We start from the raw sequence: 23,676 nt of genomic DNA, 5'->3' as shown, positions 1-23,676 counted from the left end.
ATCTCGCCGCTGCCCGGATTCTTATTCTCGACTCCTTCTTTGGCATATGCGGGAAAACGAACCATGCGTATCGACGGTCATCGTCAGGTGGTTTCTAACGCAACGGCACAGCCCGGACCGCTACTGCGCCCTGCGGATATGCAGGCACGGGCTCTACAGGACCTGTTCGATGCGCAGGGGGTGGGGGTTCCCGTCGAACATGCCTTGCGCATGCAGGCGGTGGCCAGGCAGACGAATACCGTCTTTGGCATTCGCCCGGTTGAAAGAATCGTCACTACGCTGATCGAAGAGGGTTTCCCGACCAAGGGCTTCTCGGTGAAGGGGAAAAGCTCGAACTGGGGTCCGCAGGCGGGGTTCATCTGTGTCGACCAGCATCTCAGCAAGCGGGAAAACCGCGACACGGCGGAAATACGCAAGCTGAACCTGGCTGTGGCGAAGGGAATGGATGGCGGAGCCTATACCCAGACCGACCTGCGTATCTCTCAGCAACGCCTTGCGGAGCTGGTGCGGAATTTCGGCCTGGTGGCAGACGGTGTCGGGCCGGTTCGCCTCCTGACCGCGCAGGGCCCCAGCGGTAAACGCTATGAGTTCGAGGCCCGCCAGGAGCCGGACGGTCTCTACAGGATCAGCCGCCTGGGGCGGTCGGAAGCGGTGCAGGTACTGGCCAGCCCGGCTTGCGGGCTGGCGATGACCGCCGATTATGACCTCTTCCTGGTAGCGCCCTCGATCGAGGCGCATGGCAATGGTGGTCTCGATGCAAGAAGGAATACCGCGGTCAGATACACCCCCCTCGGTGCAAAGGATCCCCTGAGCGAGGACGGATTCTATGGCAGGGAGGATATGGCCAGGGGAAACATCACTCCGCGCACGCGGCAACTGGTGGACGCCCTCAATGACTGCCTGGGCCGGGGGGAGCACAGGGAGATGTTTCACCACAGCGACGATGCGGGCAACCCAGGCTCCCATATGGGTGACAACTTCCCGGCCACCTTCTACCTTCCCCGGGCCATGGAGCATCGGCTCGGAGAAGAGTCCGTTCGCTTCGATGAGGTCTGCGTGGTGGCGGATCGGAAGAGCTTTTCCTTGCTGGTCGAGTGCATCAAGGGCAACGGCTATCACTTCACCGCCCATCCCGACTGGAACGTGCCGCTGCGGCCCAGCTTCCAGGAGGCGCTCGACTTTTCCAACGTAAGGTCTGATGCGCGAAGGTCGTTGGCAAAGCCCGCTTTCCCCGGCGGCATGGGCATCCTGCCGCCTGTCCAAGGCCTTCCGCTTGCCGGAATATGCTGGGCGGCGCGGGGAAGCTAGGAATGGATACTCCACTGGCAGGCGGAAGCGGGTATAGGCGAATCGTCCACCGTATGGATCAGTCCGCAAGCCAGGGCGTCTTCCGGACCGAGGATGCGCGGATAGGCCATCAGGTAGCTCGGGATGTCCAGGCGTTCCGGCGCATCACGGGTGTTCTCGGCGACGATCCGGGCGTAAAGCTCCAGGTCGTAGTCGAGGCTCATCGCATATTCCGCCATCCGCGCATGGTCCACCGCGCCATGCAGGGTCCAGTGGAAAGGATGGAACAGGAACTTGCTGTGGGCACTGGCGCTGCGTCGCTCGCCGGCGAGGAACAGGATGTTGCCCATCGACTCGACGGTACCCAGGTTGTGGGTATGTATCGGCACCGGCAGCGCGCGCAGGAAGTTGTACAGGGTAAAGCCGTAGCTGCATTCCCCGCCCATGGTGGCGATGTTGATCCGCAACTCCTCGGCCTCCTGTTGCAGGATCTTGGCGCAAGTGTTGATCAGATTGCCGCAGGTGGACGAATTGATCGGCCCGGTGAAATGGATGATGTGCTGCTTGGACATGCTCGCCTCTCTTTCCGTATCGGTTCCTCGACGGTCTGCACGGGTTTCCCTACAGAGGATTGTCGCGCCTGCGCCGCGAGCCATCGGCGCGACGAATGGCAGTGCCGGCCAGGAACCAGGCACGATGAGCACGCGGCTGCCTTACGCAGGGAGGCTTCAGGCGTCGCGCTGTCGTTCCTCGCAGGCGCATTCGCGGGCTTCTTCGCTGGCTACGCCCTGCGGCGTATCTCCATCCCGCTCACCCATCCGCTGGTAGCGCTCACGCAGTTCGCGCAAGGTGTCGGCGTCCAGGTCGTCGAGTCCGAGCAGCGCGTTGTGGGCGCGCCGGGTGCTGCGCAGCAGTTCGTCGATCTTGATGTGCAGCGCATCGGTATCGCGGTTCTGGGTGTTCTGGATGAGGAAGACCATGAGGAAGGTAACGATGGTGGTCGAGGTATTGATCACCAGTTGCCAGGTATCGTTGAAGTCGAAGAACGGCCCGCTGATCGCCCATGCCAGGATCAATCCGAGGGCGATGACGAAGGTCGGCGGCCGGCCGCTCCAGTTGGACAGGCGTTGGGCGAATCGGGAAAAGCTCATGGTGGCGAACCCCCTGTGACGTTCTCCCTACTCCTGACCGCGGATTGACATCGGCGCTCCAGCGGCCGGACGGAATGACCGGCCGCCTTCGTGGGCGCGCTTGCCGGCCGGACCGGCCAAGGCCGGCTGGAGATTCTCCTCCAGCAGTTCTTCCACCAGCCGGCGCAGCGCCACGTGCCGTTCCTGGCCCGCTGCGCGCAATGTCTGGTAGCGCCGCAACTGGCGACTGGCGGAGGTCTCTCCGAGCAATCCACGGGCATGCTCGTAGGCCCATTCGTTGCCCTGGCGGGCCTGCGGCCGGCACTGTCGCCAGGCCATTTCCAGCCAGTCCCCGGCACCTACGGCGCGGCCGCCGACGAGATAGCGGCCGGCGCAACCGTAACGCAGCGCCTGCCAATAGTTTTCCTCCAGGCAGGCGTCGCGCGCGACCGGCAACGTACGCGGGCCCGCGCCTAGCGCTTCGCCCACCAGCGCCCTGAACAGCCCGGCCAGGCTCAGCGCGTCGGCCAGGCGCGGGCAGGCGTCGCAGATACGCAGCTCCAGGGTCGGCACATGGGATGACGGCCGGATCATCCACCAGACCTGGCCATCCTCGCGGATGCAGCCGGCCTCGCGCAGCAGCGCCAGGTGGCGGCGATAGGCGTCCTCGTCGGGCAAGGCAGGAGGAATGTTCATCCTCGGCCACTCGCCGCACAGCGCCCGTCGATAGCTCGCCAGGCCGCTGCGCCGGCCGCCGCGGAACGGCGAGGATGCGCTCAACGCCAGCAGCAGCGGCAGCCACGGCAACACGCGCTGGAGCACGGCCATGCGGTCGTGGCTCGGCGGTATCTCCACATGCACGTGCAGGCCGCAGACCAGGCTGCGCCGGGCCACCCGCCCCTGGTCCTCGAACAGGCGGGCGAAGTGCGCCGCCGGGTTGCTTCGCGCCCGCCGCCAGTCGGCGAAGGGATGGGTGCCGACGCAGAGCGAGCGCAGGCCGAAGTCCATGGCCAGATGCGCCAGGCGTTGCCGGGCCTGCCCGTGGAAGCGCGCGGCCTCGGCCAGGGTGGAGAACACCGGGCTGGCCACCTCGACCTGGCATTCGAACATCTCCTCGGCGAAATGCTCGCCGAGCGTGTCGCGGCAGGCCGCGACGAATCCGGCGGGTGCGGAGCGGACGATGTCCAGGTCGGAGGCATCGAGCAGGAAGAATTCTTCCTCGATGCCGAAGCGAAGGCCGCTGGCGGCCAGGTCGTGGGTCATCGGCGCAGCTCCCGGGGTTTGTCTCGGGAAGACGCCGGAGTGCCCTCGAGGTTCGTTTTTTCCGCCGTGAGGTTCCCCGGCGCGCCACCGATCCTGCCAGTGAAACCTTTTTCCCCTGGTATCACTCGCACCCATATGTGTGGTCGCCCCGGCCGCCCCCGCAAACCCACGACAAGGAACGCGACATGAGCCTGTCTTCGCCCCTCCCTGCCTCCAGTGCAAGCCCTTCGCCCAGGGTCCGCGACCTGTACCACGCCCTGCTCGACGAGCCCCGCGAGCATCTCGAAGCCGCCGGCGAGTTCCTCGACCAGCAATTGAGCCTGGCCGCCACCCATGACGACGACCTGCCGGAGGACCCCGCCGATTGGCCGGCCTGGCTCGATGCCGGGGCCCGGCGCACCGCCGAGGCGCATGCCGAATACCTCCGGGCACGTCGGCGCGGCGAAGGGCGACGCTACTTCCAGGTTCCCTCCCAGGCGATGCACTTCATTCGCAGCGTGGCCCCGACCAAGCTGGTCGATGGCGCCTGGCTCTATGGGCTGTTGCCGCATCATGGCGAGGAACGCCTGCGGCCGCTGCTGGAGACCTTCCTCGAAGAACTCGGCGACGGCGTCCCGGCACGCAACCACGTCCTGCTCTACCGGCGCCTGCTGGCCAGCATCGGCAGCGAGGAAGTCGAAGGCCTCAGCGACCTGCACTACCTGCAGGGCACCCAGCAACTCGCCCTCGGCCACCTCGCCGCGGACTACCTGCCCGAAGTGATCGGCTACAACCTCGGCTACGAGCAACCGCCGCTGCACCTGTTGATCACCACTCAGGAGCTGCGCGAGCTGGGCTTCGACTCCTACTACTTCCAGTTGCACGTGACCATCGACAACGCCGCCAGCGGGCATGCGCGCAAGGCCCTGCGCGCGCTCTACGACAACCTGCCGCAGCTTGGCGGGCGCGCGGCCTTCCTCGAACGGGTGAGGAACGGCTACCGCCTGAACGAGGTCGGCCTGAGCACCGAGCAGGTGATCGACGGCTTCGATCTCGAGGAAGAATTGCTGGCCATGTTCGAGCGCAAGCGCCCCTACGCCGCCGGTATGCATTCGGATCGTTGCCGGATCGGCGGGCGCACGGTGAACCAGTGGCTGGCGGTGCCCGGGCGGTTCCCGGCGTTTCTCGCCTGCCTGGAGGAAGAGGGCTGGATCCGGCGCCATGCCGATCCGCGCGGTAGCCGCTTCTGGAACCTGATCGAGGGCGACCGGGCGGCGATGTTCGGAGTCTTCACTCCCTACGAGCAGCAGTTGCTGTACGACTGGATCGCTGGCGACTGGCAAGCCCCCGCTCCGGCGGACAGGGACCCGCTTGCGCCGCTGGCGGAGCCGGCGACGGCGGGCAGCGACGTGGACGCCGAGCAGGTCGCGCTGCGACGCGAGCTGCTGCGGCTATCCCCCGAGCAGGGCGTCGCACGCCTTCTCGAACTGATGGCCCCGCACCGCCACCACGGACCCGCCGGTCTCCTTGCCACGCGGATGTTCAGCCAGCGCTGGAGGGCCGCCCATGCCCAGCCTGAATGATCCGCGCCTGGACGTCCTGGTCAGCCTCGGCAACTGGTTGCGAGGCCAGGACTACCGTTTCGTCACCGTCACCCCGGCTACCCATGAGCGCGTCAACGCCCGCCCGGAAAACCGCATGGCCCGGGACCTGGCCGGCATCTTCGGCTGGAGCCGGGCATTCGCCGGGGAAAGCCTGCCGGCCGACTGGCTGACCCTTCTTGCCGGCGCCGACCTGATCCGCCGCGAGGCGGACGGCTGGCGCAGCCAGGTGCGCGTCTCCAGCCTCGGCGAGCAACTGTTCGTCCATTCGGCCTTCCCTACCCTGGCCGCCGACGCGGTGTTCTTCGGCCCCGACACCTACCGCTTCGACCGGCTGATTCGCAGCCACCTGGCATCGTCCGATCCGGCACGCATCCGCCGTGCGGCGGATATCGGCTGCGGCGCCGGCCCCGGCGCGATCCGCATCGCCATGGCCTGCCCGGACGCCGAAGTACACGGGCTGGATATCAATCCGGCGGCGCTCGACCTGGCGCGGGTCAACGCGGCGCTGGCGGGGGTCGGTAACCTGACCCTGGCGCGTAGCGACCTGCTGAGCCAGGCGCCCGGTCGCTTCGACCTGATCGTGGCCAACCCGCCCTATCTCCTGGATGCCTCGGAGCGCGCCTACCGGCATGGTGGCGGGATGCTCGGCGCCGGGCTCTCGCTGGCAATCGTCGATGCCGCCCTCGAGCGCCTGGAAGCCGGCGGCAGCCTGCTGCTGTATACCGGCGTGGCGATGGTCGAAGGCGGCGATCCGTTCCTCGCCCGCATCCGCGAACGCCTGGCGTCTCGGGAGTGGGAGTGGGACTACCAGGAACTGGACCCGGACGTGTTCGCCGAAGAGTTGGACAGCCCCGCCTACCGCGAAGCCGAGCGGATCGCCGTGGTCGGCCTGCGGGTCACTCGTCGCGCCTGAGGCGCTCCAGGCCTTCCACCAGGTCCTCGTTCAGGCGCTGCCAGCGCTCGGCCACCTCGGCCTCGGCCGGAATCACCGCGAGGACCTCGCCATCCACCCACTCCCAGGGCAGGCACAGGCGTTCCGCCTCGGCCCGGCTGGCGGCGCGCACGGTGCGGGCGAAACGCCGCCAGCCGCGCATGTGCTGGATTTCGTAGGTGGTCATGGGCTCCTCCGGAAGACAGGGACGTTTGTCTTTCGGCGCTCCCCGCGTCTTCCGGTTCAAGGCCCTGGATGGGTGGTCGCGGACCGCCCGGCACGCCACCTGAACCCCCTCGCGCCGGGCCGGTCCAGACTCCTGAACGCCACAGAAAAGAGGTGCCCGTCATGACCCGCGAAATGGCTCGGCTACTGATCAGTCCCACCAATGCCTGGCCTCGTCTGCGCCAGGACTACGACCATCACCCTTTCGCCTTCCTCGTTCCGCTGTTGCTGTTGCCGCTGCTGCCGGCGGCCTGCCTGTTCATCGGCACGACGCAGGTCGGCTGGTCGCTGCCGGGCAACGACAGCGTGCAACACCTCTCCAGCGGCAGCGCCCTGCTGCTGGCGACGATGTGTTACCTGGGCTTCGTCGCCGGCGTGGTGATCATGGGCTTCTTCGTACGCTGGGTGCTGTTCCGCACGCCGTCGCGTCCCAGCGTACCGGGCAGCCTGACCTTCACCACGGCGATCGCCGTGCCCTTGATGCTCGCCGGGATCGTCGCCCTGGTGCCCTGGCGGGTCCTCCTGCTGCTGGCCGCGGCGGCTGCCTGCGCCTACTCGGTACGCCTGCTGTTCACCGGCCTGCCGCTGTTCATGCGCATGCAGGAGCGGCAGACATTGTTCTACGCCTTCTGCATCCTCGGCGTCGGCTTCCTGACCCTGCTGACCACCGCCTTCATCTTCATCGAGTTCTGGGGGCAAAGCCTGGCCGGCAGCGGCGAGTACCTGCGCTGAGGCTCAGCCGGCCTTCAGTGTGCCGGTCAGGAACAGGTACAACTCTTCCTGGCCGAACGGCTTGGCCAGCTTGGGCAACTGTGCCGCCGCGCCTTCGATCTTTTCCGCGAAGCCGGTGGCCAGGGCCATCTTCAGCGGCCGGCCCTGGGCCATGACCCGCTCCACCAACTGGCTGCCGTTCATCCGTGGCATCGCCTGGTCGGTCAGGAGGATGTCCAGTTCCGGCGTCGCCGTGAGAATCTCCAGGGCCAGGCTGCCGGAGTCGGCCTTGAGTACCGAGCAACCGAGGTCCTCCAGCATCGCCGCGGTGTTGTTCAACACCAGCGGGTCGTCGTCCACCACCAGTACTCGACAGGACAAGCGCACCCGCTCGCTTTCGCTGGGCGCCTGCGGCGTCGCGCCATTGCCCGTACGGGCGCTTTCCGGGGTTCGCGGGACGGCGGGTATCCAGATGTTCGCGGTGGTGCCGACGCCCGGCTGGCTCTCCAGGGTGAGCCGGCCGCCGAGCTGCTCGGCGAGGCCGTCGACGATCGACAGGCCCAGCCCGGTGCCACGCCCCACCCCCTTGGTGGTGTAGAAGGGTTCCACCGCACGGCGCAGGGTTTCCTCGTCCATGCCGCTGCCGGTGTCGCTGATGCTCAGGCAGATATAGTTGCCCGGTGCGAGGCGATGGGGATTGTCCGCCGGCACCCGCTGGTTGCTCGCGGAAAAGACGATGCGCCCGCCGTTGGGCATGGCGTCGCGGGCGTTGGTGGCAAGGTTGATGATGGATAGTTCGAGCTGGTTGGCGTCGGTCAGGCCGAGGTCGAGATCCAGGGGAAAGCGCGTCTCGATCGATACGCTCGGTCCCAGGGAATGGATCAGCAGGTCGGTCATCCCGCGCAGCAGGTCGGGGATCGCGCAGGGCTGCGGATCGAGACGCTGCTTGCGGGCGAAGGAAAGCATCCGCTGGGTCAGGTTGGCGCCGCGCTGGGCGGCCTCCAGGGCGTTCTGCAAGAGGTCGGCGGTGCGCTGGTCGCCGGGCAGGCGTTTCTTCAGCAGCCCGAGGCTGCCGATGATCACCGTCAGCAGGTTGTTGAAGTCGTGGGCCACGCCGCCGGTGAGGTGCCCCAGGGACTCCATCTTCTGGGCCTGGAACAGCTCCTGGCGGGCCCGTTCCAGTTCGCGTTCGGCTTCGATCCGGTGGGTGATGTCACGGGTTACCTTGGCGAAGCCGATCAGCCGGCCATCGCTGTCGCGGATCGGATCGATCACCACGTTGGCCCAGAAGCGACTGCCGTCCTTGCGCACCCGCCAGCCTTCCTTCTCGAAACGCCCTTCGCGTTCGGCGGCGGCCAGGCCGCGGGCCGGTTCGCCGGCCTCGCGGTCTTCGGGGGTGTAGAAGCAGGAGAAGTGCCGGCCGATCACCTCTTCCGGCAGGTAGCCCTTGATCCGCTGGGCGCCGAGGTTCCAGTTGGTGATCCGCCCGCGGTGGTCGAGCATGTAGATGGCGTAGTCGGTAACGCTCTGCACCAGCAGGCGGAACTGCTCCTGGCTGCGCCGCAGCGCCTCCTTGGCCGCGCGCCCTTCGCTGAGGTCGTGGATCAGCTGGGCGAAGCCGAGCAACTGGCCCTGGCTGTCGCGGATGGCGTCGATCACCACCTGCGCCCAGAAGCGCTTGCCGTTGCTGCGCACCCGCCAGCCCTCGGTCTCGAAGCGGCCCTCGGCATCCGCCTGGCGCAGCGCCTGTTGCGGAACGCCGGCGTCGCGGTCCTTGCGGGTATGAAAGCAGGCGTAGTCGCAGCCGAGGATCTCGCTCGCGTCGTGGCCGAACAGGCGCGCCGCGCCGGCGCTCCAGCTGGCGATACGGCCAGCGCTGTCCAGCGTGTGGATCGCGTAGTCGTCGACCGCTTCGTCGAGCAGGCGGTTGCGCGTGGCCTGGTTCAAGGGGACTTTCGGTTTTCTTGTGGTTTTCATGGACGTGTTCACTCGTCGGCTGCTCGACCCGGGCTGCAAGGCACACCCAGCAAGGTAGTACGAAGAACGTCTTCCGGCCGCTCGCTGGCTCGCCCCAGGAACTTGGCCGACCTTTCGGAAGACCCCGGCGCGGCCGGCGAATTCCATTCGCCGGAACCTTGTGCGGAGTATGGCTTTCGATATGCAGGTAGGGACATCTCCTTTCCACCGCACCGACCCCGGAGTTCCCATGCGCAATCTGGAAACCGCAACCCTGAAGCTGGGGATATTCCATCCCCACGACAGCCTGAGCCAGGCGCTGATCGCCGCCGCCTTGCAGCGACAGATCGAAGTCAGCGCCTTGCAAGCCGATCTCAACAGCCTGCAGGCGCGCCCCGGGCTGCGCTGCAAGCCAGCCAGCCTGGCGTCGTCGATCGAGGTCAGCCAGGCGGCTGCCGGTCTCGACCTGCTGTTCGCGCCGTTGTCCGACTACGCCGCCGAAGCCTTGCCGCCGATCTGCGCCGCGCTGATCGATGGCGCCCTGCGCGCCGAGGTACCGCGCCTGTTCCTGCTTGGCCATTGGCAATGGCTGGTGGCGCCGCGCGACGCCGGCGAGGAGCAACTGGGTGCCGGGCTCGAGCGCAGCCTCACGGTCAGCGGCCTGGACTGGACGCTGGTGGAGGTCCCGAGCCTGCCCGCCGGCCTGCGCATCGACGATTTCAGCCGCGCCGGCGACGTCGCGGAAGTGGAGGCCGCCAGGGTATTCGCCTGCGCCGAAGCGCTGCTCGACGAAGTCCGTCTCGGCCTGCACAAGCGCCAGTGCCTGCGCCTGGCGCCCTGAGGAGAACCCGCCATGTCCGGCCCCGATACCCTCAGCCAGGCCTTCGGCACCTTGCTGCTGGCCCTGGCCTTCAGCGCCTTCATCGTTTTCGTTCGCGGCTACCGCCCGGGCGGGGTCAGCGGCGCCTGGTACGACCTGGTGCTCGCCTTCGTCGCGGTATGGCTGGCGTTCTGGCCCGAAGCCGGCGTACTCGCACGCTCGCCGAGCCTGGCCAATGCCCTGGGGTTGGTCTTGCAGGTCGGCGCTACCCTGCTCGGCTGCCTGCTCGGTTACGGGGTGGCAAGGGGATTGCGGCGGGCGATGCGGGAAACCCGGCAAAAAAGATCGGCTTCTTCGCCGGTGAATCGGCGAGGTTCGTAGCGGAGATATCGAGAAAACACATATAACCCGATGGCGTTGCGAATTTTCCAGATGCTTATAAGGAGTGCCGAACGGGCTTTTCACCCGCGATGATTGCATTCCGGCATCAGCGTTCTGCACGATCTCTTGCATTCTGCATCCCGCGCGCCATGCGGGATGCAGCTTATCCCGCAGATTCTGGATGTTGCCGGCATTTCGGCCTCGCGGCACCTATAGTTATCCGTACCGTTGGCACGTATCGACGGTTTCTCTCTGATTCAGGCTAATCCCGCTCCAGGGACGGAGTGGATTTTTTTCTTGCGTTGCGCAAACCGGGGAGAGCTGGCCAGATGAACCTTTCCTACCTGTACCTGAAGAAGATCCTCGAGGAGGAACTGCGCGACCACGACTGCCAGTGCCAACTGAACCCCGACTTCACGGTGACCATCAGTTGCCGCGTGGGTGGTCCCCACGGCGCGCTCTACATCGTGCCCAACAGTGACTTCCTGAAGAGCAGCAGCTTCAGCGACCTCAGCGCCTTCATCCTCAACCTGCGCGAGGAAATCAGGCGCTTCGGCGAGTTCGAGGCGGAACTCCAGACCGGCACCGGCTGAGCCCCTCCCCCTTCTTTTTCCCTCCCGCCGTCAGGGCTGCTGGTAGTGTCCCGGCGTGGTGCCCGGTTCATGGGTACGTTCCACCTTGCTGACCTGGATATCGCTGATCGCCTCGGCGTCGTGCGGTCGATGCAGTGCCTCCAAGTGGCGGCGGGCCTCCTCGCGGCTGAGGGTTTCCGCCTCGCTGTGCAATTCGCAGGTCATCGGCTGGTCGTCGAGGATGTAGCTGATCAGGAACAGCTGGCTGGCCATCGTCTCGCCCTCCTCTCTTCGATGGGCCCTGCGCCAGGCGCAGGGCCCATGGCTATCACGGCAGGTTCGGCGGCAGCTCGGCGTCCAGCGCAGCGTCCTGCCGCGAGTCGTCGCGCTGGCGCTCCTGCAGGCGCTGCAGGCGGCGGGTCAGGTGCTGCACCTCTTCGCGCAGCAACTGCAACTCTTCCCGCGGTTCATTGAGCAGGCCCTTGACATGGCAATGCCCACTCAACCCGCGGCTGACCAGCAGGCCGCCGGCGACCGCCTTGCAGGCGCCGGGCAAGCCACCGCGGGCCAGGCCGAAGCCGGCCAGGACCAGTCCGGCGCCGATGGAAGCGAGTCGCTCGCCGCGCTGCAGGTTGTGCGGCAGGCCATTGGCCGTCGAAGTCGGCAGGTATTCGTTCATGGAATTCTCCTTGCTTCGGTTATCGGTCAGGCTTCGTCGTCCGGCGGTTGCACGAGGAACTCGACCAGCGTCCGCCGGCAAGCCTCGATGCCCTCTTCCAGGACGATCTCGAAACCGTGGGTGTTCTCGGTCGGAATGCCGATGCAGCCGACCTGCGCGGCCTCGCCGTGGCTCAGCAGGGCGCTGGCGTCCGAGGCGAAGTCCACCAGCAGCGCCGCCTGCGGCTGGTACTGGCAGCGTTCGGCGGCCCGCAACAGGCGGTCGGTGACATGGCGGCTGTAATAACCCTTGGAGTCGCCGCTGTTGACGATCGGGTCGCGGCACAGCCGGGTGCCGTATTCGGCTACCGTTGGGCCGACTTCCACCGCGATGCTGATGTCGCCCGGCAGTCGGCGCGCGGCGAACAGCGCGCCGGCGTTACTCTCCTCCTCCATGGTGGTGAGCACCAGGTAGAGGTCGCCGTGCAACTCGTCGCGGCGCCGGGCGATCTCGCGAGCCACGCCGAGCACGGCGAGCAGCGGTGCGCGGTCGTCGAGGAAGTGCGCGGCGACGCAATCCTGGAAGTACAACGGGCGCCGCCACAGACGGTTGAGCACCACGCGGGTACCCGGTCGCACGTCCAGGTTCGCCAGTTCCTCGGCGCTGCGCCGGGTGACCACGTGTACGTCGCGCCAGTGCACCGCGCCCGAGAGCACGTCGGAGCCCTGCGGCGACTCGCCGGTAGCATGCATGCTGCCGTAGGACAGCACGCCGTCGAGTACCGCCTCGCCGGCCAGGATCTGTACCGGACAGACGCCGAAGCTCACCGGCTGGGCGCCGCCGAGCGCCACTACGCGCAGGGTACCGTCGGCCTCGACGCGCTTGACGATCATGGCGATCTCGTCGAGGTGCGCGAGCAGCCGCACCGCGGCCCGCCGCGCCTGCTCGCGCGGCAGGTGCGGCGGGCTGATGCGCGCGACCAGGTTGCCGGCGGCATCGCTGCCGACCTCGTCGCAACAGCCCTCGAGTTCCCGCTGGCAGATGGCCCTGACCTCGTCTTCCTGGCCACCGGGGCCACGTGCCAGCAGGAGTTCCTCGAGCAAGGCGCGGTCTTCTTCGCGCATGCCTCAGGCCGCCCGTTTTTCCAGGCGCGCCTTCAGCTCTTTCTTGTGCTGCTGCATGGCCTGGCCGAGTTGCTTGAGGGCGGCGGCGTCGAGCAATTGCCGGGCGCGCGGGAACAGCTCGCCCTCCTCCTCCTCGATGTGGTGCTCCAGGAGTTCCTTGAGCACCTTGACCCGGCCGGCGAACTGCACGGTGTCCGGGCGGGTGCGCTTGAGGTCGGGAAGGACCAGGGAGTCCACCGTGCGGTGTTCCTCCTTGGCCTCGTAGTACATCTTCAGCTCTTCCTTGCCGCCGCTGTCCCTGATCGCCGGATAGAGGATGTCTTCCTCGATGGCGGTGTGCAGCACCAGTTCCAGCTCCAGCCTGCCCAGCAGCTCGCTGCGCTTCTTCAGCGCCCGTTCGGTGGTCTCGCTGAGTTCGTTGAGCAGTTTCTTCACGGTCTCGTGGTCATGGACCAGCAATTCGATGGCGTTCATGGTCGCTCCTCATCGGTTTGTTATCCGAGTGCTCCGGCACTCTCTCTGGCTGAGCGCGCGCTCCTCCGCCGAGTTCAGTCACGAGGACGGGCGGTCGCCTCGATCAGCGGAAACGCGGAGATCCGCAATGAGCGCGGTTCCTGGCCGTCGCGCAGCAAGGCCCGGGACCGCCTCATGGCATTCCCCTCGCGGCACCGGGCCTCAGGCGCGGGCGTCGCGCAGGGCGCGGACCCGGTCGTGGTGACGGAGCACGCCCTGGTACTGGCGCTCGATCACCTGGTGGATCTCCGCCGGCAGCGGTTTTTCCAGCGCCGCCTGGTAACGCTGCTTGGCGACATCCTCGCCGCGCTCGCATTCGTTGAGCACCGCCTCTTCGTCCTTGCCGGTGACCAGTGACTTCAGGTCGACCCAGCGCCGATGCAGGTCACCGGCGAAACTGGTGCTGTCCTTGGGTTTGCCACCCAGTTCCAGGACGATCCGCTCCAGCTCGTCGGCAGCCGCGGCGCAGTCGCGGCTCTGCTCCAGCATCGCCGCCTTCAACTGCGGATCGCGCAGGTCTTCGGCGCAGGCCTGGAAGCCGGCCTCGCCATCCTTGCTGGTTTGCAGCAGGTCGTTGAGTACGTCGAGGGTGTCGTCGAGGTTGGTCTGGTTCATTTCGCTCTCCTTGGCCCGGAGCTGTCCGGGATTTCTCGCGTCTGTCGGCGCCGGCGCCTGCCGGCACGGAACGTGGGCAGCAACCAGCGCCCACGGAAGGTGGGAGGCTCGCCGTCGCGGAGCGTTCAGAAAGCCGGATGGATGGTGGCGTAGGCCGGGGTGATGCTGAGACGTTCGCCGACCACCATCTCGGTGATCCAGTCCACCAGGATCGAGGTATAGGCGTCCTGCGCCGCCTCGCTGCTGAGCGCATGGTCGGCGTGGTCGATGATCCGGTGGGTCAGCGAATGGGTCTGCTGGAAGGCGGCGCGGAAACTCATGATGGTCGAGTGCGGCACATAGCTGTCGAACTCCGACTCCACCAGCAGCACATCGCCGCGGAATCCCGCGCAGGCCTGCAGGGCTCGGTTGCTGGCGGCCGGGATCAGGCTGCCGCGGTACTCGATGAGGTCCTCGCGGTCGAGCAGCAGCTTGGGCGTCAGCCAGTCCTCGTCGCGGTAGATCGCCGGTACCCGCAAGGCCAGCCAGCGCACCGCGCGCAACTGGCTGAGGATCGCCGCCAGGTAGCCGCCATAGCTGGTGCCGACCACCGCGATCGCCTGGCTGTCGATGGCCGGGTGGGCCACCAGCCGGTCGTAGGCGGCGAGCAGGTCCTGCAGGTTGTCCTCGCGCGTCACCAGCGCCTGGCGCCCGCTTTCCGCGCCGTGGCCGCGCAGGTCGAAGGTCAGGCACACGCAGCCGAGCCCGGCGATGCCCTGGGCGCGCTTCAGGTCGCGCTGCTGGCTGCCGCCCCAGCCGTGCACGAAGAGCACGCCGGGGACCTTCGCCCGGGGGCTGAGGAAGGTGCCTTCGATCCGGTCGTCGCCGACCCCGATGCGGATGCGTTCGCTGTTCGCCGTCATGCCTCCCCCGTCATCGCATATTTGAGCAGGAAGTCGCCGTGTTCGTCGGGGCCGCGATAGATCACCCGGCTGTTGTCCGGCAGGCGCTTGTCTTCGTGGATCTCGAACGACGCGGCGCGCACCGCGGGCAGTCCCGGGTCGGCGCGGAAGGCCTCCAGCGCGGCGATCTCGGCGCTGCTCGCGCCGCCGACCCGCCAGGACTGCTCGAGCACGCCGAAGCGCTCCCGACCGTTGCCGTCCCGGCCCTGGGCAATGTCGTAGTTGCGCCGCGAGGCGAAGCAGCCGGGGAAGAAGATCGCCGCGGCGGTGTCGAAGATCCGCGCGTACTCGATGGCCTGGCGCACCTCGCGGGCCAGGTCCAGGGTCAGCAGCTCGGCATAGCCACCGCGCGCCACCAGCAAGTCGGAGCCGGCGTAGACCAGTTCGCCGCGCGCGTTGCGGGTCTGGTGCTGCTGACCGTGGTAGCTCAGCAGGAAGCCGTTGACCCGGAGCTGGCCGACGCTATGGGTAACGACCCCGTCCAGGTTGGCTTCCAGTACCAGGCCCTGCGCCAACTGGCGCTCCTCCAGCCCGCCGAGCCAGCCGTCCAGTTCGTCGAGGTCGTGCGCCACGTACTGGCCGAGGCCGCCACAGGCCTCCGCCAGCTTGGCCCGCACCGGTCCTTCGGCGAGCAGGCGGGCGCCGGCGCGGTGTGCGTCGGCCAGGCTGAAGACGCTGACGCCGTTGAGCACGACGTCGCGGACCTTCTCCGCGAACAGCGGGTTCCAGCCTTCCGGCGCCACGCCGCCGCGCGGCAGCGGATGGACGATGGCCTTGCCGGCGATGAACGCGTGCTCGACGAAACCGCCGAGCAGATCTTCGTCACTGTTCACGCCCAGGCGCACGGCGGTCTCCCTGCCGACCAGGGTGCGGGTCGGGACCAGGTAGAGGGGGCCTCGCTGGTGCAATTCGGGTTCGTAGCGGCCGCCGAACTCCAGCTTCTGGACTTCCGCCAGCCAGCGCGCCAGGGCCAGGTTGCCCTGCACTTCATGTTCGGCGGCCGCGGGATCGACGCTATGGGCCACCACCAGTCTCTGCCGAGGGTCTGCGCTCATGTTCCGCTCCTCCTGGATGGAGACCCGGCGTTCAGGGCTCCGGTATGGGCGAGAGGGACTCTTCGTCGGGCCGTTCCATCGGAACTTCTTCCGGGAACTCCTGGGGGACGTGGCTTTCGTGGTCAGGAACCGGGTATTCGTCCGGGTCCCCGGATGGGTTGCGTGGACTCGTCGCTGGCGCACCCGATGATGCAGAAATGGAAAAACGCATGTCCGCCTCCATCGTTGGTATGAGTTCTAGATGGAGGGTACGAGAGCGGATTTGGTTCGGACCATGCGTCGGAAGGCCGGGTCGGCGCCTGGCCGCCCCGGCGCTGAAACAGCCGGCTCAGCGAGCCAGGCTCATGGTGCGCAGCTTGCCGCCGGCGACCAGGACCTTGCGGTGGGTGAGATGCTGGTTGTCGCTATCGCGGAACGTGAGCAGGTCGATACGCTTGCGGAAATAGTCGCTGTCGCGGATCTGCAGCGGCCCCTGGTCGATGATCAGGTCCCGGCGGATGCGCTCCAGCACCTGGTTCAGCAACAGCGGGTTGCTCTGCTCCTGGCCGGAGATCGCCCGGCTCACCAGGCGCTTGCCCTGGTCGTTACGCAAGGTCACCAGCAACGCGCCGTCAGGCCGAGGTTGGCAACTGACGCGCACATCCTTGAAATGCTCTTCCAGGTACTCAACCAGGTTTTCATCGGTCTCTAGCATTGCTGGCCTCCTGTCTCATCAGATTCTTTGACGCCGGTAATCAGGCGTATCTCTGTCGAGCAGAAGGCGTACCAATTTCTCTGGAAAATAAAATTCTTATAAATCAATAAGTTGAAAAACAAGCCGGCGAATTGATATTTGCATTTTGCAAGAAAACCCCCGGCAAGCCTTGCATTCGGCAACCCGCCGCGCCCGTCGTCTCGCCTGCAACCCCCTGGCGAGGCCTCTCGCAAGCCGAGCCGCCGGTAAAAAAAACTAAACTTCCGCCGCTCCCCTCCGGTCACCCCTAGCAAGGACTTCGCCCATGCCACGGCGCGACGGAGTCCGACCGACCAACGCCAAGGACAACGTACGACCGGAGGATGACATGGGACATTCTGTTGCAGGCGCTTGCCTGGAAGAACCCGCGGTACTGACCGCTTTTCCGTCGCTGCTGCACCCGCAGGACCCGCCGCAACAGAGGGATCGGATACTCTTCGTCACCGCCGAGCTAAGCGACTTCGTCAAGGTCGGCGGACTCGGCGACTTTTCCGCCGCGCTGCCGCGGGTCCTCAAGCGCGAGCATTCGGTGCGGGTCCTGCTGCCCGGCTACCGCCAGGTGCTGGAGCGCTGCCGCGACCTGCGGATCATCGGCAGCCTGCCCGGCCGGGCGGCGATCCCGCCCTGCGAGATCGGCCTGGTGACCCTCGACGACGGCCTGGAAGTCATGCTGGTGCTCTGCCCGCTGCTCTACGAGCGCGAGGGCACGCCATACATGGACGACCAGGGCAATGACTGGCCGGACAACCACCTGCGCTTCGCCCGCCTGTGCCTGGCCGCCGCCGAGATCGCCGGCGGCCGCGGCGCCCAGGGCTGGCAGCCGGGCCTGGTGCACGCCAATGACTGGCCGTCGGCGCTGACCCCGGCCTACATGGCCTGGAACGGCGTGCGCACGCCGAGCCTGTTCACCATCCACAACCTCGCCTACCAGGGCCTCTGCGACCTGCAATGCAGCGCCGAGCTGGGTCTTCCCGACGAAGCGCTGAGCCACGAAAGCATGGAATTCCACGGGCGCCTGTCGTTCCTCAAGGCCGGCATCGCCCATGCCCACCACATCACCACGGTGAGCGAGACCTACGCCCAGGAAATCACTACCCCGGAATACGGCTGCGGCCTGCACGGCATCCTCAAGTGCAAGGTCGAGAAGCGTCAGCTCAGCGGCATCGTCAACGGTATCGACGATAGCTGGCAGCCGCACTGCGATCCACACCTGGTGGCCGGCTTCAGCGCCCGCCAATGGGCCGGCAAGCGCGCCAACACGCGCTACGTGGAGGAGCGTTTCGGCCTGGAGCCGGGCAAGGGGCCGCTGTTCGCGGTGGTCTCGCGCCTGGTGCAGCAGAAAGGCATCGACCTGACCCTGGAGATCAGCGATGCCCTGCTCCAGGCCGGCGGCCGCCTGGTCAGCATCGGCCGTGGCGAGCCGAACCTGGAGAAGGCCATGCTCGAGCTCGCCCGGCGTCATCCCGGCCAGGTCGGCGTGCATATCGGTTTCGACGAGACCGAGGCCCGCCGTATCTACGCCGGCAGCGACTTCCTGCTCATGCCCTCGCGTTACGAGCCCTGCGGGCTCAGTCAGCTCTATGCGCAATGTTTCGGCTCGCTGCCGATCGCGCGCTGCACCGGCGGCCTCGCCGATACCATCGTCGACGGGGTCACCGGCTTCCTGTTCCGTGAGGAAACCGCGCAGAGCTACCTCGACGCGGTGATGCGCGCGATCAACGTCTACCACTGTCCCTCACTGCTCAACGCCATGCGCTGCAAGGCGATGGCCGCGCCGATGTTCTGGAGCGACTCGGTGGAGCCTTACAACCGCCTGTACCGGCGCCTGTTGAGGAATACCGCTCCGGCCCTGCGCGGGGTACGCCAATGATGGCGATCCGGCGCCGCTTCGGCGCCCAGTTCCAAGGCAACGGCCGAACCTGCTTCGGCCTCTGGGCTCCGGACGCCCGCGAGGTCCGGGTCGAGACCGCCGACGGCCGCGACTGGCCGCTGGAAGGCAGCGACAGCGGCTGGTTCGAGGCGACCCTGCCCTGTCCGCCCGGCACCCGCTACCGCTACCGCATCGATGGCCGCCCCGGGGTGCCGGACCCGGCCTCGCAGTTCCAGCCCGACGGCGTGCATGGCCACAGCCAGGTGCTGGACCATGACGCCTACGCCTGGCGCGTCGACGAGTGGCGCGGGCGGCCTTGGCACGAAGCGGTGATCTACGAGCTGCACGTCGGCCTGTTCGGCTCCTACGCCGAGGTCGAGGGCTTCCTTCCGCGCCTGGTGGAACTGGGCGTGACCGCCGTGGAGCTGATGCCGCTGGGCGAGTTTCCCGGTCGCCGCAACTGGGGCTACGACGGCGTGCTGCCGTTCGCCCCGGCGTCGGCCTACGGCACGCCCGAGCAACTCAAGCATCTGATCGACAGCGCTCACGGCATGGGCCTGATGGTCTTCGTCGACGTGATCTACAACCACTTCGGCCCGGACGGCAACTACCTCGCCCAGTACGCCGCCGCGTTCTTCCGCGACGACCGGCAGACGCCCTGGGGCCAGGCCATCGATTTCCGTCGCGGCGAAGTCCGCGAGTTCTTCTATGAGAACGCCCTGATGTGGCTGCTCGACTATCGCGTCGACGGCCTGCGCTTCGATGCCGTGCACGCGATTCCCGATAGCGCGTTCCTCGTCGAGATGGCCCGCCGCCTGCGCGGCGCCGCCGGCCCCGAGCGCCATGTGCACCTGGTCCTGGAGAACGACGACAACCGCGCCAGCCTGCTGCGCCAGGGCTACGACGCACAGTGGAACGACGATGGCCACCATGCGCTGCACGTCCTGCTCACCGGCGAGAGCGACGGCTACTACCAGGACTACCCCGAGCCGCTGCGGTGCCTGGCGCGCTGCCTGGCCGAAGGCTTCGTCTACCAGGGCGAAGCCAACCGCCACGGCCGGCCGCGCGGCGAACCGAGTGCCGACCTGGCGCCGGACGCCTTCGTGCTGTTCCTGCAAAACCACGACCAGGTCGGCAACCGCGCCTTCGGCGAGCGTCTCAGCGTTCTCGCCGAACCCCAGGCGTTGCGCCTGGCGATAGCGCTGCAACTGCTCGCGCCGATGATCCCGCTGCTGTTCATGGGCGAGGAATGCGCCGCGCGCGAACCGTTCCTGTATTTCACCGATCACCAGGGCGAACTGGCGGACGCGGTCCGCGAGGGACGACGCAAGGAGTTCGGCGAGTTCGGCCGCTTCGGCGAGGGCGCCACCCTGGCTTCGCTCCCCGATCCCAACGCGGTGGAGGCCTTCGAGCGCTCGCGTCCCGGCCTGGCCGATTGCGACCCGGCCTGGCGCGGCTTCTACCGGCAACTGCTGGAAATCCGTCACGAACACCTGATCCCGCGCCTGCGCGGCGCCCGTTCGCTGGGCGTGACCACCATCGCCGGCGCCGCGCTGTCGGCGCGCTGGCGACTCGGTGACGGCAGTGACTGGCGAATCGACTTCAACCCTTCTCCGCTCGAAGCGGAAGTCGAGCCGCCGGCGGCCGCCACCCAGGTGCTGTTCCTCGACAACCTCGCCTGTGCCGAGTATCGCCGCGGCCGCCTAAGTCCCCGCAGCATCGCGGTCAGCCTGGAGCCCGCCCATGAGTGACGCACGCCTGGCCGAACTGGCCGCCGCCGTGGGCCTGCAACTCGACTGGCAGGACGCCAACGGACGGTCGCAGCGGGTCGACCCGGAGGTCCAGCGCGGCCTGCTGGAAGCACTCGGCTATCCGGCGCAGAGTCCGCAACAGATCGAACAGAGCCTGGCCGCGCTGGCCCGGCTGCGCGAGGACAGCGCCAACCTCGGACTGCTGGTCGGCGAATGCGGCCAGCCGCTGGAGCAAGCGCTCGGCCCCGCCGGCACCCCGGGCGAACTGGTCTACGAGGACGGCACGCGGATCGCCCTGCGCCTGGACGCCGAAGGCCGCCTGCCGGCGCAGGCCCGCAGCGGCTATGCGCAGCTGTCGCTGGAGCAGCGGGAATGGGCGGTGGCGATGGCGCCGTCGAGCTGTCCGTCCCTGGCCAGCCTCGCCCCGGGTCGCTCGCGTCGCTGGGGTCTGGCCGCCCAGGTCTATGCCCTGCGCCGCCCCGGCGACGGCGGCCTGGGCGACAGCGCCGCCCTCGAGGACCTGCTGCGCAGCGCCGCGCGGCATGGCGCCGACGCGCTGGCGATCAGCCCGCTGCACGCCCTGGCCGAGGCCAACGGACATGCCTACAGCCCCTACTCGCCGTCCAGCCGGCTGTTCTTCAATGTCCTGCACGCCGCGCCAGCGACCATTCTCGGCGCGGCGGCGGTGGAACAGGCGATCCGTCGCGCCGGCCTGGCCGCGGAGATGGCCCGCCTGGAGAGCCTGGAGCTGATCGACTGGACAGCGGCGGCGGACCTGCGCATGCGCCTGCTGCGCCAACTCCACCGCGACTTCATCGAGCGCGCCAGTCCCTTGCGCCACGACCTCGCCGAATTCCGCCGCGAAGCCGGCGAGGCGCTGCTGCACCACTGCCGCTTCGAGACCCTGCAGGCGCACCTGGGCGCCGGCCCCGACTGGCGACGCTGGCCGGAGCCGCTGCGCCGCCCCGGCGAACCGGCGGTGGCCGCGTTCTGCGCCGATCACGCCGAGGAAGTGGACTTCCGCGCCTTCGGCCAGTGGCTGACCCAACGCTGCCTGCAACATGCCCAGCGCCAGGCGCGCGAGGCCGGGATGGCCATCGGTCTGGTCGCCGACCTGGCGGTGGGCGCCGACGGCGGCGGCAGCCAGGCCTGGTCGCGGCAGGAAGAGCTGCTCGCCGAAGTGAATGTCGGCGCGCCGCCGGACATCCTCAACCAGTCCGGACAGGACTGGGGCGTTTCCGCGTTCAATCCCGAAGGCCTGCGCCGCCACGGCTACCGGGCATTCCGCGAGATGCTGCGGGCCAACCTGGCCTGGCCCGGAGGGCTACGCATCGATCATGCGATGGGCCTGCAACGTCTCTGGCTGATCCCGCGCGGCCAGCCGCCCCACGCCGGCGCCTACCTGCGCTACCCGCAGCGCGAGCTGCTGCGCCTGCTGGCGCTGGAGGCCAGCCGCGCCTCGGCGCTGGTCATCGGCGAGGACCTCGGCACCGTGCCCGAAGGCCTGCGCGAGGAACTGGCACGCCGCCAGGTGCTGGGTACCCGCGTGCTGCTCTTCGAGCGGCGCGGCGAACGCTTCGTGCCCCCGGCGCAATGGCCGGCGGACGCCATGGCCACCACCAGCACCCACGACCTGCCGAGCCTGTCCGGCTGGTGGCGGGGCCAGGACATCCACTGGCGCGGCCGCGCCGGACACCGCAGCGCCGAGGAATGCGCGGCCGACCTGGAACTGCGCGCCGAGGAGCGCCGGGCGCTGGCCGCCAGCCTCGAACCGCCGGTCGATCCCGACCCCGCCGCCGACGTGCCGCTGGACGCCTGCATCGGCTATGTCGGGGCAACCCCCGCGCCGTTGGTGCTACTGCCCCTGGAGGACGCCCTGGGCAGCCTGGAGCAGCCGAACCTGCCCGGCCCCGGCGACGCCCACCCGAACTGGCGGCGGCGCTGGCCGGAAAACGCCGCGCAGATGCTCGGAACGCCGCAGGTCGACCGGCGCCTGCGCCTGCTCGAACGCAGCCGCCGGGATGCCGAGGAGGCCGCCCATGATTGAGCCCCGCGCTACCCTGCGCCTGCAATTCCACGCCGGCTTCACCCTCGACGATGCCCTGCCCTGGCTGGACTATTTCGCCGACCTGGGCATCAGCCATCTCTACGCCTCGCCGCTGTTCCGCGCGCGGCCCGGCTCCAGCCACGGCTACGACGTGGTCGACCCGACCCGGATCAATCCGGAACTGGGCGGCGAGCCGGCGCTGCTGCGCCTGATCCAGGGGCTGCGGCAACGCGGCATGGGCCTGCTCATGGACATAGTGCCGAACCACATGGGCATCGGCGGCGGCGCCAATCCCTGGTGGCAGGACGTGCTCGAATGGGGGCGCGAGAGTCCCTACGCGAGTTTCTTCGACATCCAGTGGGAATCCCACGACGCCGCGTTGCGCGGCCAGGTGCTGCTGCCGTTCCTGCGCAGCGACTACGGCGAGGTCCTGGCTGCCGGGGAGATCGGCCTGAGCCTGGACCGCGAGGCCGGCCGCCTGCTGGCGAGCCACGGCGAGCAGCGCTTCCCCCTCTGGCCGGGCAGCTACCCGGAGCTGCTGGAAGACAGCGGCGAGCCGCGCCTGTCAGACCTGGCCGGCGGTTTCCGCGAGTGCCGGCAGGACCGCGAGGCCTTGCGCGAGATGCAGCGTCGACTGGCGGCTGCGCTCGCCGAGAGCGCTCCGCGCGCCGCCCTGGAGCGCACGCTGGGCAAGCTCCAGGAACGCCACGAGGAGGCTCGCCAACGCCTGCACCGCCTGCTCGAGGCGCAGCACTACCGCCTGGCCAGCTGGCGCACCGCGGCGGACGACATCAACTGGCGCCGTTTCTTCGACATCAGCGAACTGGTCGGCCTGCGGGTCGAGCGCGGCGAGGTGTTCGAGGCCGTGCACGGCAAGGTCTTCCAGTTGCTCGAGGACGGTCTGCTCGATGGCCTGCGCATCGATCACGTCGACGGCCTGGCCGATCCGCGCGGCTATTGCCGACGCCTGCGCCGCCGCAGCGAGCGGATCCGCGCCCGTCGCGGCGGCGCGCCGATGCTGCTGTACGTTGAGAAGATCCTCGGTGGCGAGGAGCGCCTGCCCGAGGATTGGCTGTGCGACGGCACCACCGGCTACGACTTCATGAACCAGGTCAGCCTGTTGCAGCACGATCCGCGCGGCGAACGACCGTTGCGCGAACTCTGGCAGCGGGTCAGCGGACGCCCGGAGGCGTTTCTCGACGAGGTCTACCAGGCTCGCCAACTGGTCCTGGCGGGAAGCCTCGCCGGTGACCTGGAGAACCTCGCCCAGGGTCTTTTGCGGGTGGCGCGGGCCGACCTGGCCAGCCGCGACCTGACCCTGGGCGGTATCCGCCGCGCGCTGTTCCAGTTGCTCGCGCGCTTTCCGGTCTACCGTACCTACGCCGGGGCCTGCGGTCGCTCGGTGCAGGATCGCGAGGTGTTCCGCTATGCCGCAGAGGCGGCCCGCGAGGATCTCGACGAAGCCGACCGGGCGGTCCTCGACCATCTCGAACGCTGGCTCGGCGGGCAG

General features: G+C 68.1%; 23 protein-coding genes and 1 pseudogene. 11 read left to right on the top strand and 13 right to left on the bottom strand.

Features of this window, described 5'->3' with window-relative positions; translation table 11 throughout:
• Positions 1-63: 63 nt before the first annotated feature.
• Positions 64-1,199 (top strand): annotated as a pseudogene (exoY, locus tag HMPREF2581_RS18065) (type III secretion system adenylate cyclase effector ExoY).
• Between the two features lie 105 nt (positions 1,200-1,304).
• On the opposite strand, the gene HMPREF2581_RS18060 reads toward exoY, so the two are convergent.
• The 3 genes from HMPREF2581_RS18060 to HMPREF2581_RS18050 form a co-directional block, all read right to left on the bottom strand.
• Positions 1,305-1,859 carry a ClpP family protease gene (locus tag HMPREF2581_RS18060; RefSeq protein ID WP_009315731.1) on the bottom strand — a complete coding sequence of 185 codons (555 nt, stop codon included), beginning with the start codon at positions 1,857-1,859 and terminating at the stop codon, positions 1,305-1,307.
• Positions 1,860-2,015: 156 nt separating this feature from the next.
• On the bottom strand, positions 2,016-2,438 hold the full coding sequence (locus tag HMPREF2581_RS18055; RefSeq protein WP_003089012.1) for a low affinity iron permease family protein: 423 nt from the start codon (positions 2,436-2,438) through the stop codon (positions 2,016-2,018).
• A 27-nt stretch (positions 2,439-2,465) separates the two neighbouring features.
• Positions 2,466-3,680, bottom strand: a complete 1,215-nt coding sequence (locus HMPREF2581_RS18050; RefSeq protein WP_009315730.1) for a carboxylate-amine ligase — start codon at positions 3,678-3,680, stop codon at positions 2,466-2,468.
• Positions 3,681-3,865: 185 nt separating this feature from the next.
• Between HMPREF2581_RS18050 and HMPREF2581_RS18045 the strand changes: the two genes are divergently transcribed.
• On the top strand, positions 3,866-5,242 hold the full coding sequence (locus tag HMPREF2581_RS18045) for an iron-containing redox enzyme family protein (RefSeq protein WP_016254173.1): 1,377 nt from the start codon (positions 3,866-3,868) through the stop codon (positions 5,240-5,242).
• Positions 5,226-6,176: a methyltransferase gene (locus tag HMPREF2581_RS18040; RefSeq protein WP_003132117.1), complete on the top strand. Its 951-nt coding sequence runs from the start codon at positions 5,226-5,228 to the stop codon at positions 6,174-6,176. Before HMPREF2581_RS18045 ends, HMPREF2581_RS18040 begins: the two co-directional genes overlap by 17 nt.
• On the opposite strand, the gene HMPREF2581_RS18035 is transcribed toward HMPREF2581_RS18040, so the two are convergent.
• Positions 6,160-6,381: a hypothetical protein gene (locus tag HMPREF2581_RS18035; RefSeq protein ID WP_009876384.1), complete on the bottom strand. Its 222-nt coding sequence runs from the start codon at positions 6,379-6,381 to the stop codon at positions 6,160-6,162. The two genes, HMPREF2581_RS18040 and HMPREF2581_RS18035, sit on opposite strands and share 17 nt — an antisense overlap.
• A 161-nt stretch (positions 6,382-6,542) precedes the next feature.
• Here HMPREF2581_RS18035 and HMPREF2581_RS18030 point away from each other — a divergent pair, with 161 nt between their 5' ends.
• Positions 6,543-7,151 (top strand): Yip1 family protein, encoded by a 609-nt coding sequence (locus tag HMPREF2581_RS18030; RefSeq protein ID WP_003110768.1) that lies wholly within the window; start codon positions 6,543-6,545, stop codon positions 7,149-7,151.
• A 3-nt stretch (positions 7,152-7,154) separates the two neighbouring features.
• On the opposite strand, the gene HMPREF2581_RS18025 is transcribed toward HMPREF2581_RS18030, so the two are convergent.
• Positions 7,155-9,107: a hybrid sensor histidine kinase/response regulator gene (locus tag HMPREF2581_RS18025; protein WP_016254172.1), complete on the bottom strand. Its 1,953-nt coding sequence runs from the start codon at positions 9,105-9,107 to the stop codon at positions 7,155-7,157.
• A 229-nt stretch (positions 9,108-9,336) separates the two neighbouring features.
• Here HMPREF2581_RS18025 and HMPREF2581_RS18020 point away from each other — a divergent pair, with 229 nt between their 5' ends.
• The 3 genes from HMPREF2581_RS18020 to HMPREF2581_RS18010 all read left to right on the top strand — a co-directional run bounded on the left by HMPREF2581_RS18020 (position 9,337) and on the right by HMPREF2581_RS18010 (position 10,880).
• A complete protein-coding gene (locus tag HMPREF2581_RS18020) occupies positions 9,337-9,927 on the top strand; it encodes an NAD(P)-dependent oxidoreductase (protein ID WP_003088985.1) in 591 nt (196 codons plus the stop codon).
• A gap of 12 nt (positions 9,928-9,939) precedes the next feature.
• A complete protein-coding gene (locus HMPREF2581_RS18015) occupies positions 9,940-10,287 on the top strand; it encodes a hypothetical protein (protein ID WP_003110770.1) in 348 nt (115 codons plus the stop codon).
• A 284-nt stretch (positions 10,288-10,571) separates the two neighbouring features.
• Positions 10,572-10,880 (top strand): hypothetical protein, encoded by a 309-nt coding sequence (locus tag HMPREF2581_RS18010; RefSeq protein ID WP_003132124.1) that lies wholly within the window; start codon positions 10,572-10,574, stop codon positions 10,878-10,880.
• A gap of 30 nt (positions 10,881-10,910) precedes the next feature.
• On the opposite strand, the gene HMPREF2581_RS18005 is transcribed toward HMPREF2581_RS18010, so the two are convergent.
• The 8 genes from HMPREF2581_RS18005 to HMPREF2581_RS17970 all read right to left on the bottom strand — a co-directional run bounded on the left by HMPREF2581_RS18005 (position 10,911) and on the right by HMPREF2581_RS17970 (position 16,459).
• Entirely contained in the window at positions 10,911-11,132 is a 222-nt protein-coding gene (locus HMPREF2581_RS18005) for a hypothetical protein (RefSeq protein ID WP_003088976.1), read from the bottom strand.
• A 55-nt stretch (positions 11,133-11,187) separates the two neighbouring features.
• Complete coding sequence (locus tag HMPREF2581_RS18000; protein ID WP_003088973.1) at positions 11,188-11,538, bottom strand: YgaP family membrane protein; 351 nt, start codon at positions 11,536-11,538, stop codon at positions 11,188-11,190.
• A 26-nt stretch (positions 11,539-11,564) separates the two neighbouring features.
• Entirely contained in the window at positions 11,565-12,641 is a 1,077-nt protein-coding gene (locus HMPREF2581_RS17995; protein WP_011666677.1) for a zinc-binding metallopeptidase family protein, read from the bottom strand.
• A gap of 3 nt (positions 12,642-12,644) precedes the next feature.
• Positions 12,645-13,115, bottom strand: a complete 471-nt coding sequence (locus tag HMPREF2581_RS17990) for a hemerythrin domain-containing protein (protein WP_003088967.1) — start codon at positions 13,113-13,115, stop codon at positions 12,645-12,647.
• Between the two features lie 201 nt (positions 13,116-13,316).
• Positions 13,317-13,769: a ferritin-like domain-containing protein gene (locus HMPREF2581_RS17985; protein WP_003088965.1), complete on the bottom strand. Its 453-nt coding sequence runs from the start codon at positions 13,767-13,769 to the stop codon at positions 13,317-13,319.
• Between the two features lie 125 nt (positions 13,770-13,894).
• Positions 13,895-14,671: an alpha/beta hydrolase family protein gene (locus HMPREF2581_RS17980; RefSeq protein WP_003110771.1), complete on the bottom strand. Its 777-nt coding sequence runs from the start codon at positions 14,669-14,671 to the stop codon at positions 13,895-13,897.
• Positions 14,668-15,765 carry a DUF3182 family protein gene (locus tag HMPREF2581_RS17975; protein ID WP_003132135.1) on the bottom strand — a complete coding sequence of 366 codons (1,098 nt, stop codon included), beginning with the start codon at positions 15,763-15,765 and terminating at the stop codon, positions 14,668-14,670. Before HMPREF2581_RS17975 ends, HMPREF2581_RS17980 begins: the two co-directional genes overlap by 4 nt.
• A gap of 328 nt (positions 15,766-16,093) precedes the next feature.
• Positions 16,094-16,459 (bottom strand): DUF3509 domain-containing protein, encoded by a 366-nt coding sequence (locus tag HMPREF2581_RS17970; protein WP_003110773.1) that lies wholly within the window; start codon positions 16,457-16,459, stop codon positions 16,094-16,096.
• A gap of 367 nt (positions 16,460-16,826) precedes the next feature.
• Between HMPREF2581_RS17970 and glgA the strand changes: the two genes are divergently transcribed.
• The 4 genes from glgA to treY form a co-directional block, all read left to right on the top strand.
• Entirely contained in the window at positions 16,827-18,368 is a 1,542-nt protein-coding gene (glgA, locus tag HMPREF2581_RS17965; protein ID WP_009877798.1) for a glycogen synthase GlgA, read from the top strand.
• Positions 18,368-20,119 carry a malto-oligosyltrehalose trehalohydrolase gene (gene treZ / locus HMPREF2581_RS17960; protein WP_011666678.1) on the top strand — a complete coding sequence of 584 codons (1,752 nt, stop codon included), beginning with the start codon at positions 18,368-18,370 and terminating at the stop codon, positions 20,117-20,119. Before glgA ends, treZ begins: the two co-directional genes overlap by 1 nt.
• Positions 20,112-22,166 (top strand): 4-alpha-glucanotransferase, encoded by a 2,055-nt coding sequence (gene malQ, locus HMPREF2581_RS17955; RefSeq protein WP_003139558.1) that lies wholly within the window; start codon positions 20,112-20,114, stop codon positions 22,164-22,166. Before treZ ends, malQ begins: the two co-directional genes overlap by 8 nt.
• The coding region (treY, locus tag HMPREF2581_RS17950) for a malto-oligosyltrehalose synthase (RefSeq protein ID WP_070867354.1) at positions 22,159-23,676 on the top strand (1,518 nt) is incomplete at its 3' end. The genes malQ and treY, both read left to right, overlap by 8 nt.

Source organism: Pseudomonas sp. HMSC057H01 (assembly GCF_001836405.1).
Lineage (GTDB): Bacteria > Pseudomonadota > Gammaproteobacteria > Pseudomonadales > Pseudomonadaceae > Pseudomonas > Pseudomonas aeruginosa.
The sequence above is the reverse complement of the archived record's forward strand: the minus strand, read 5'-3'. Positions and strand labels throughout refer to the sequence as shown.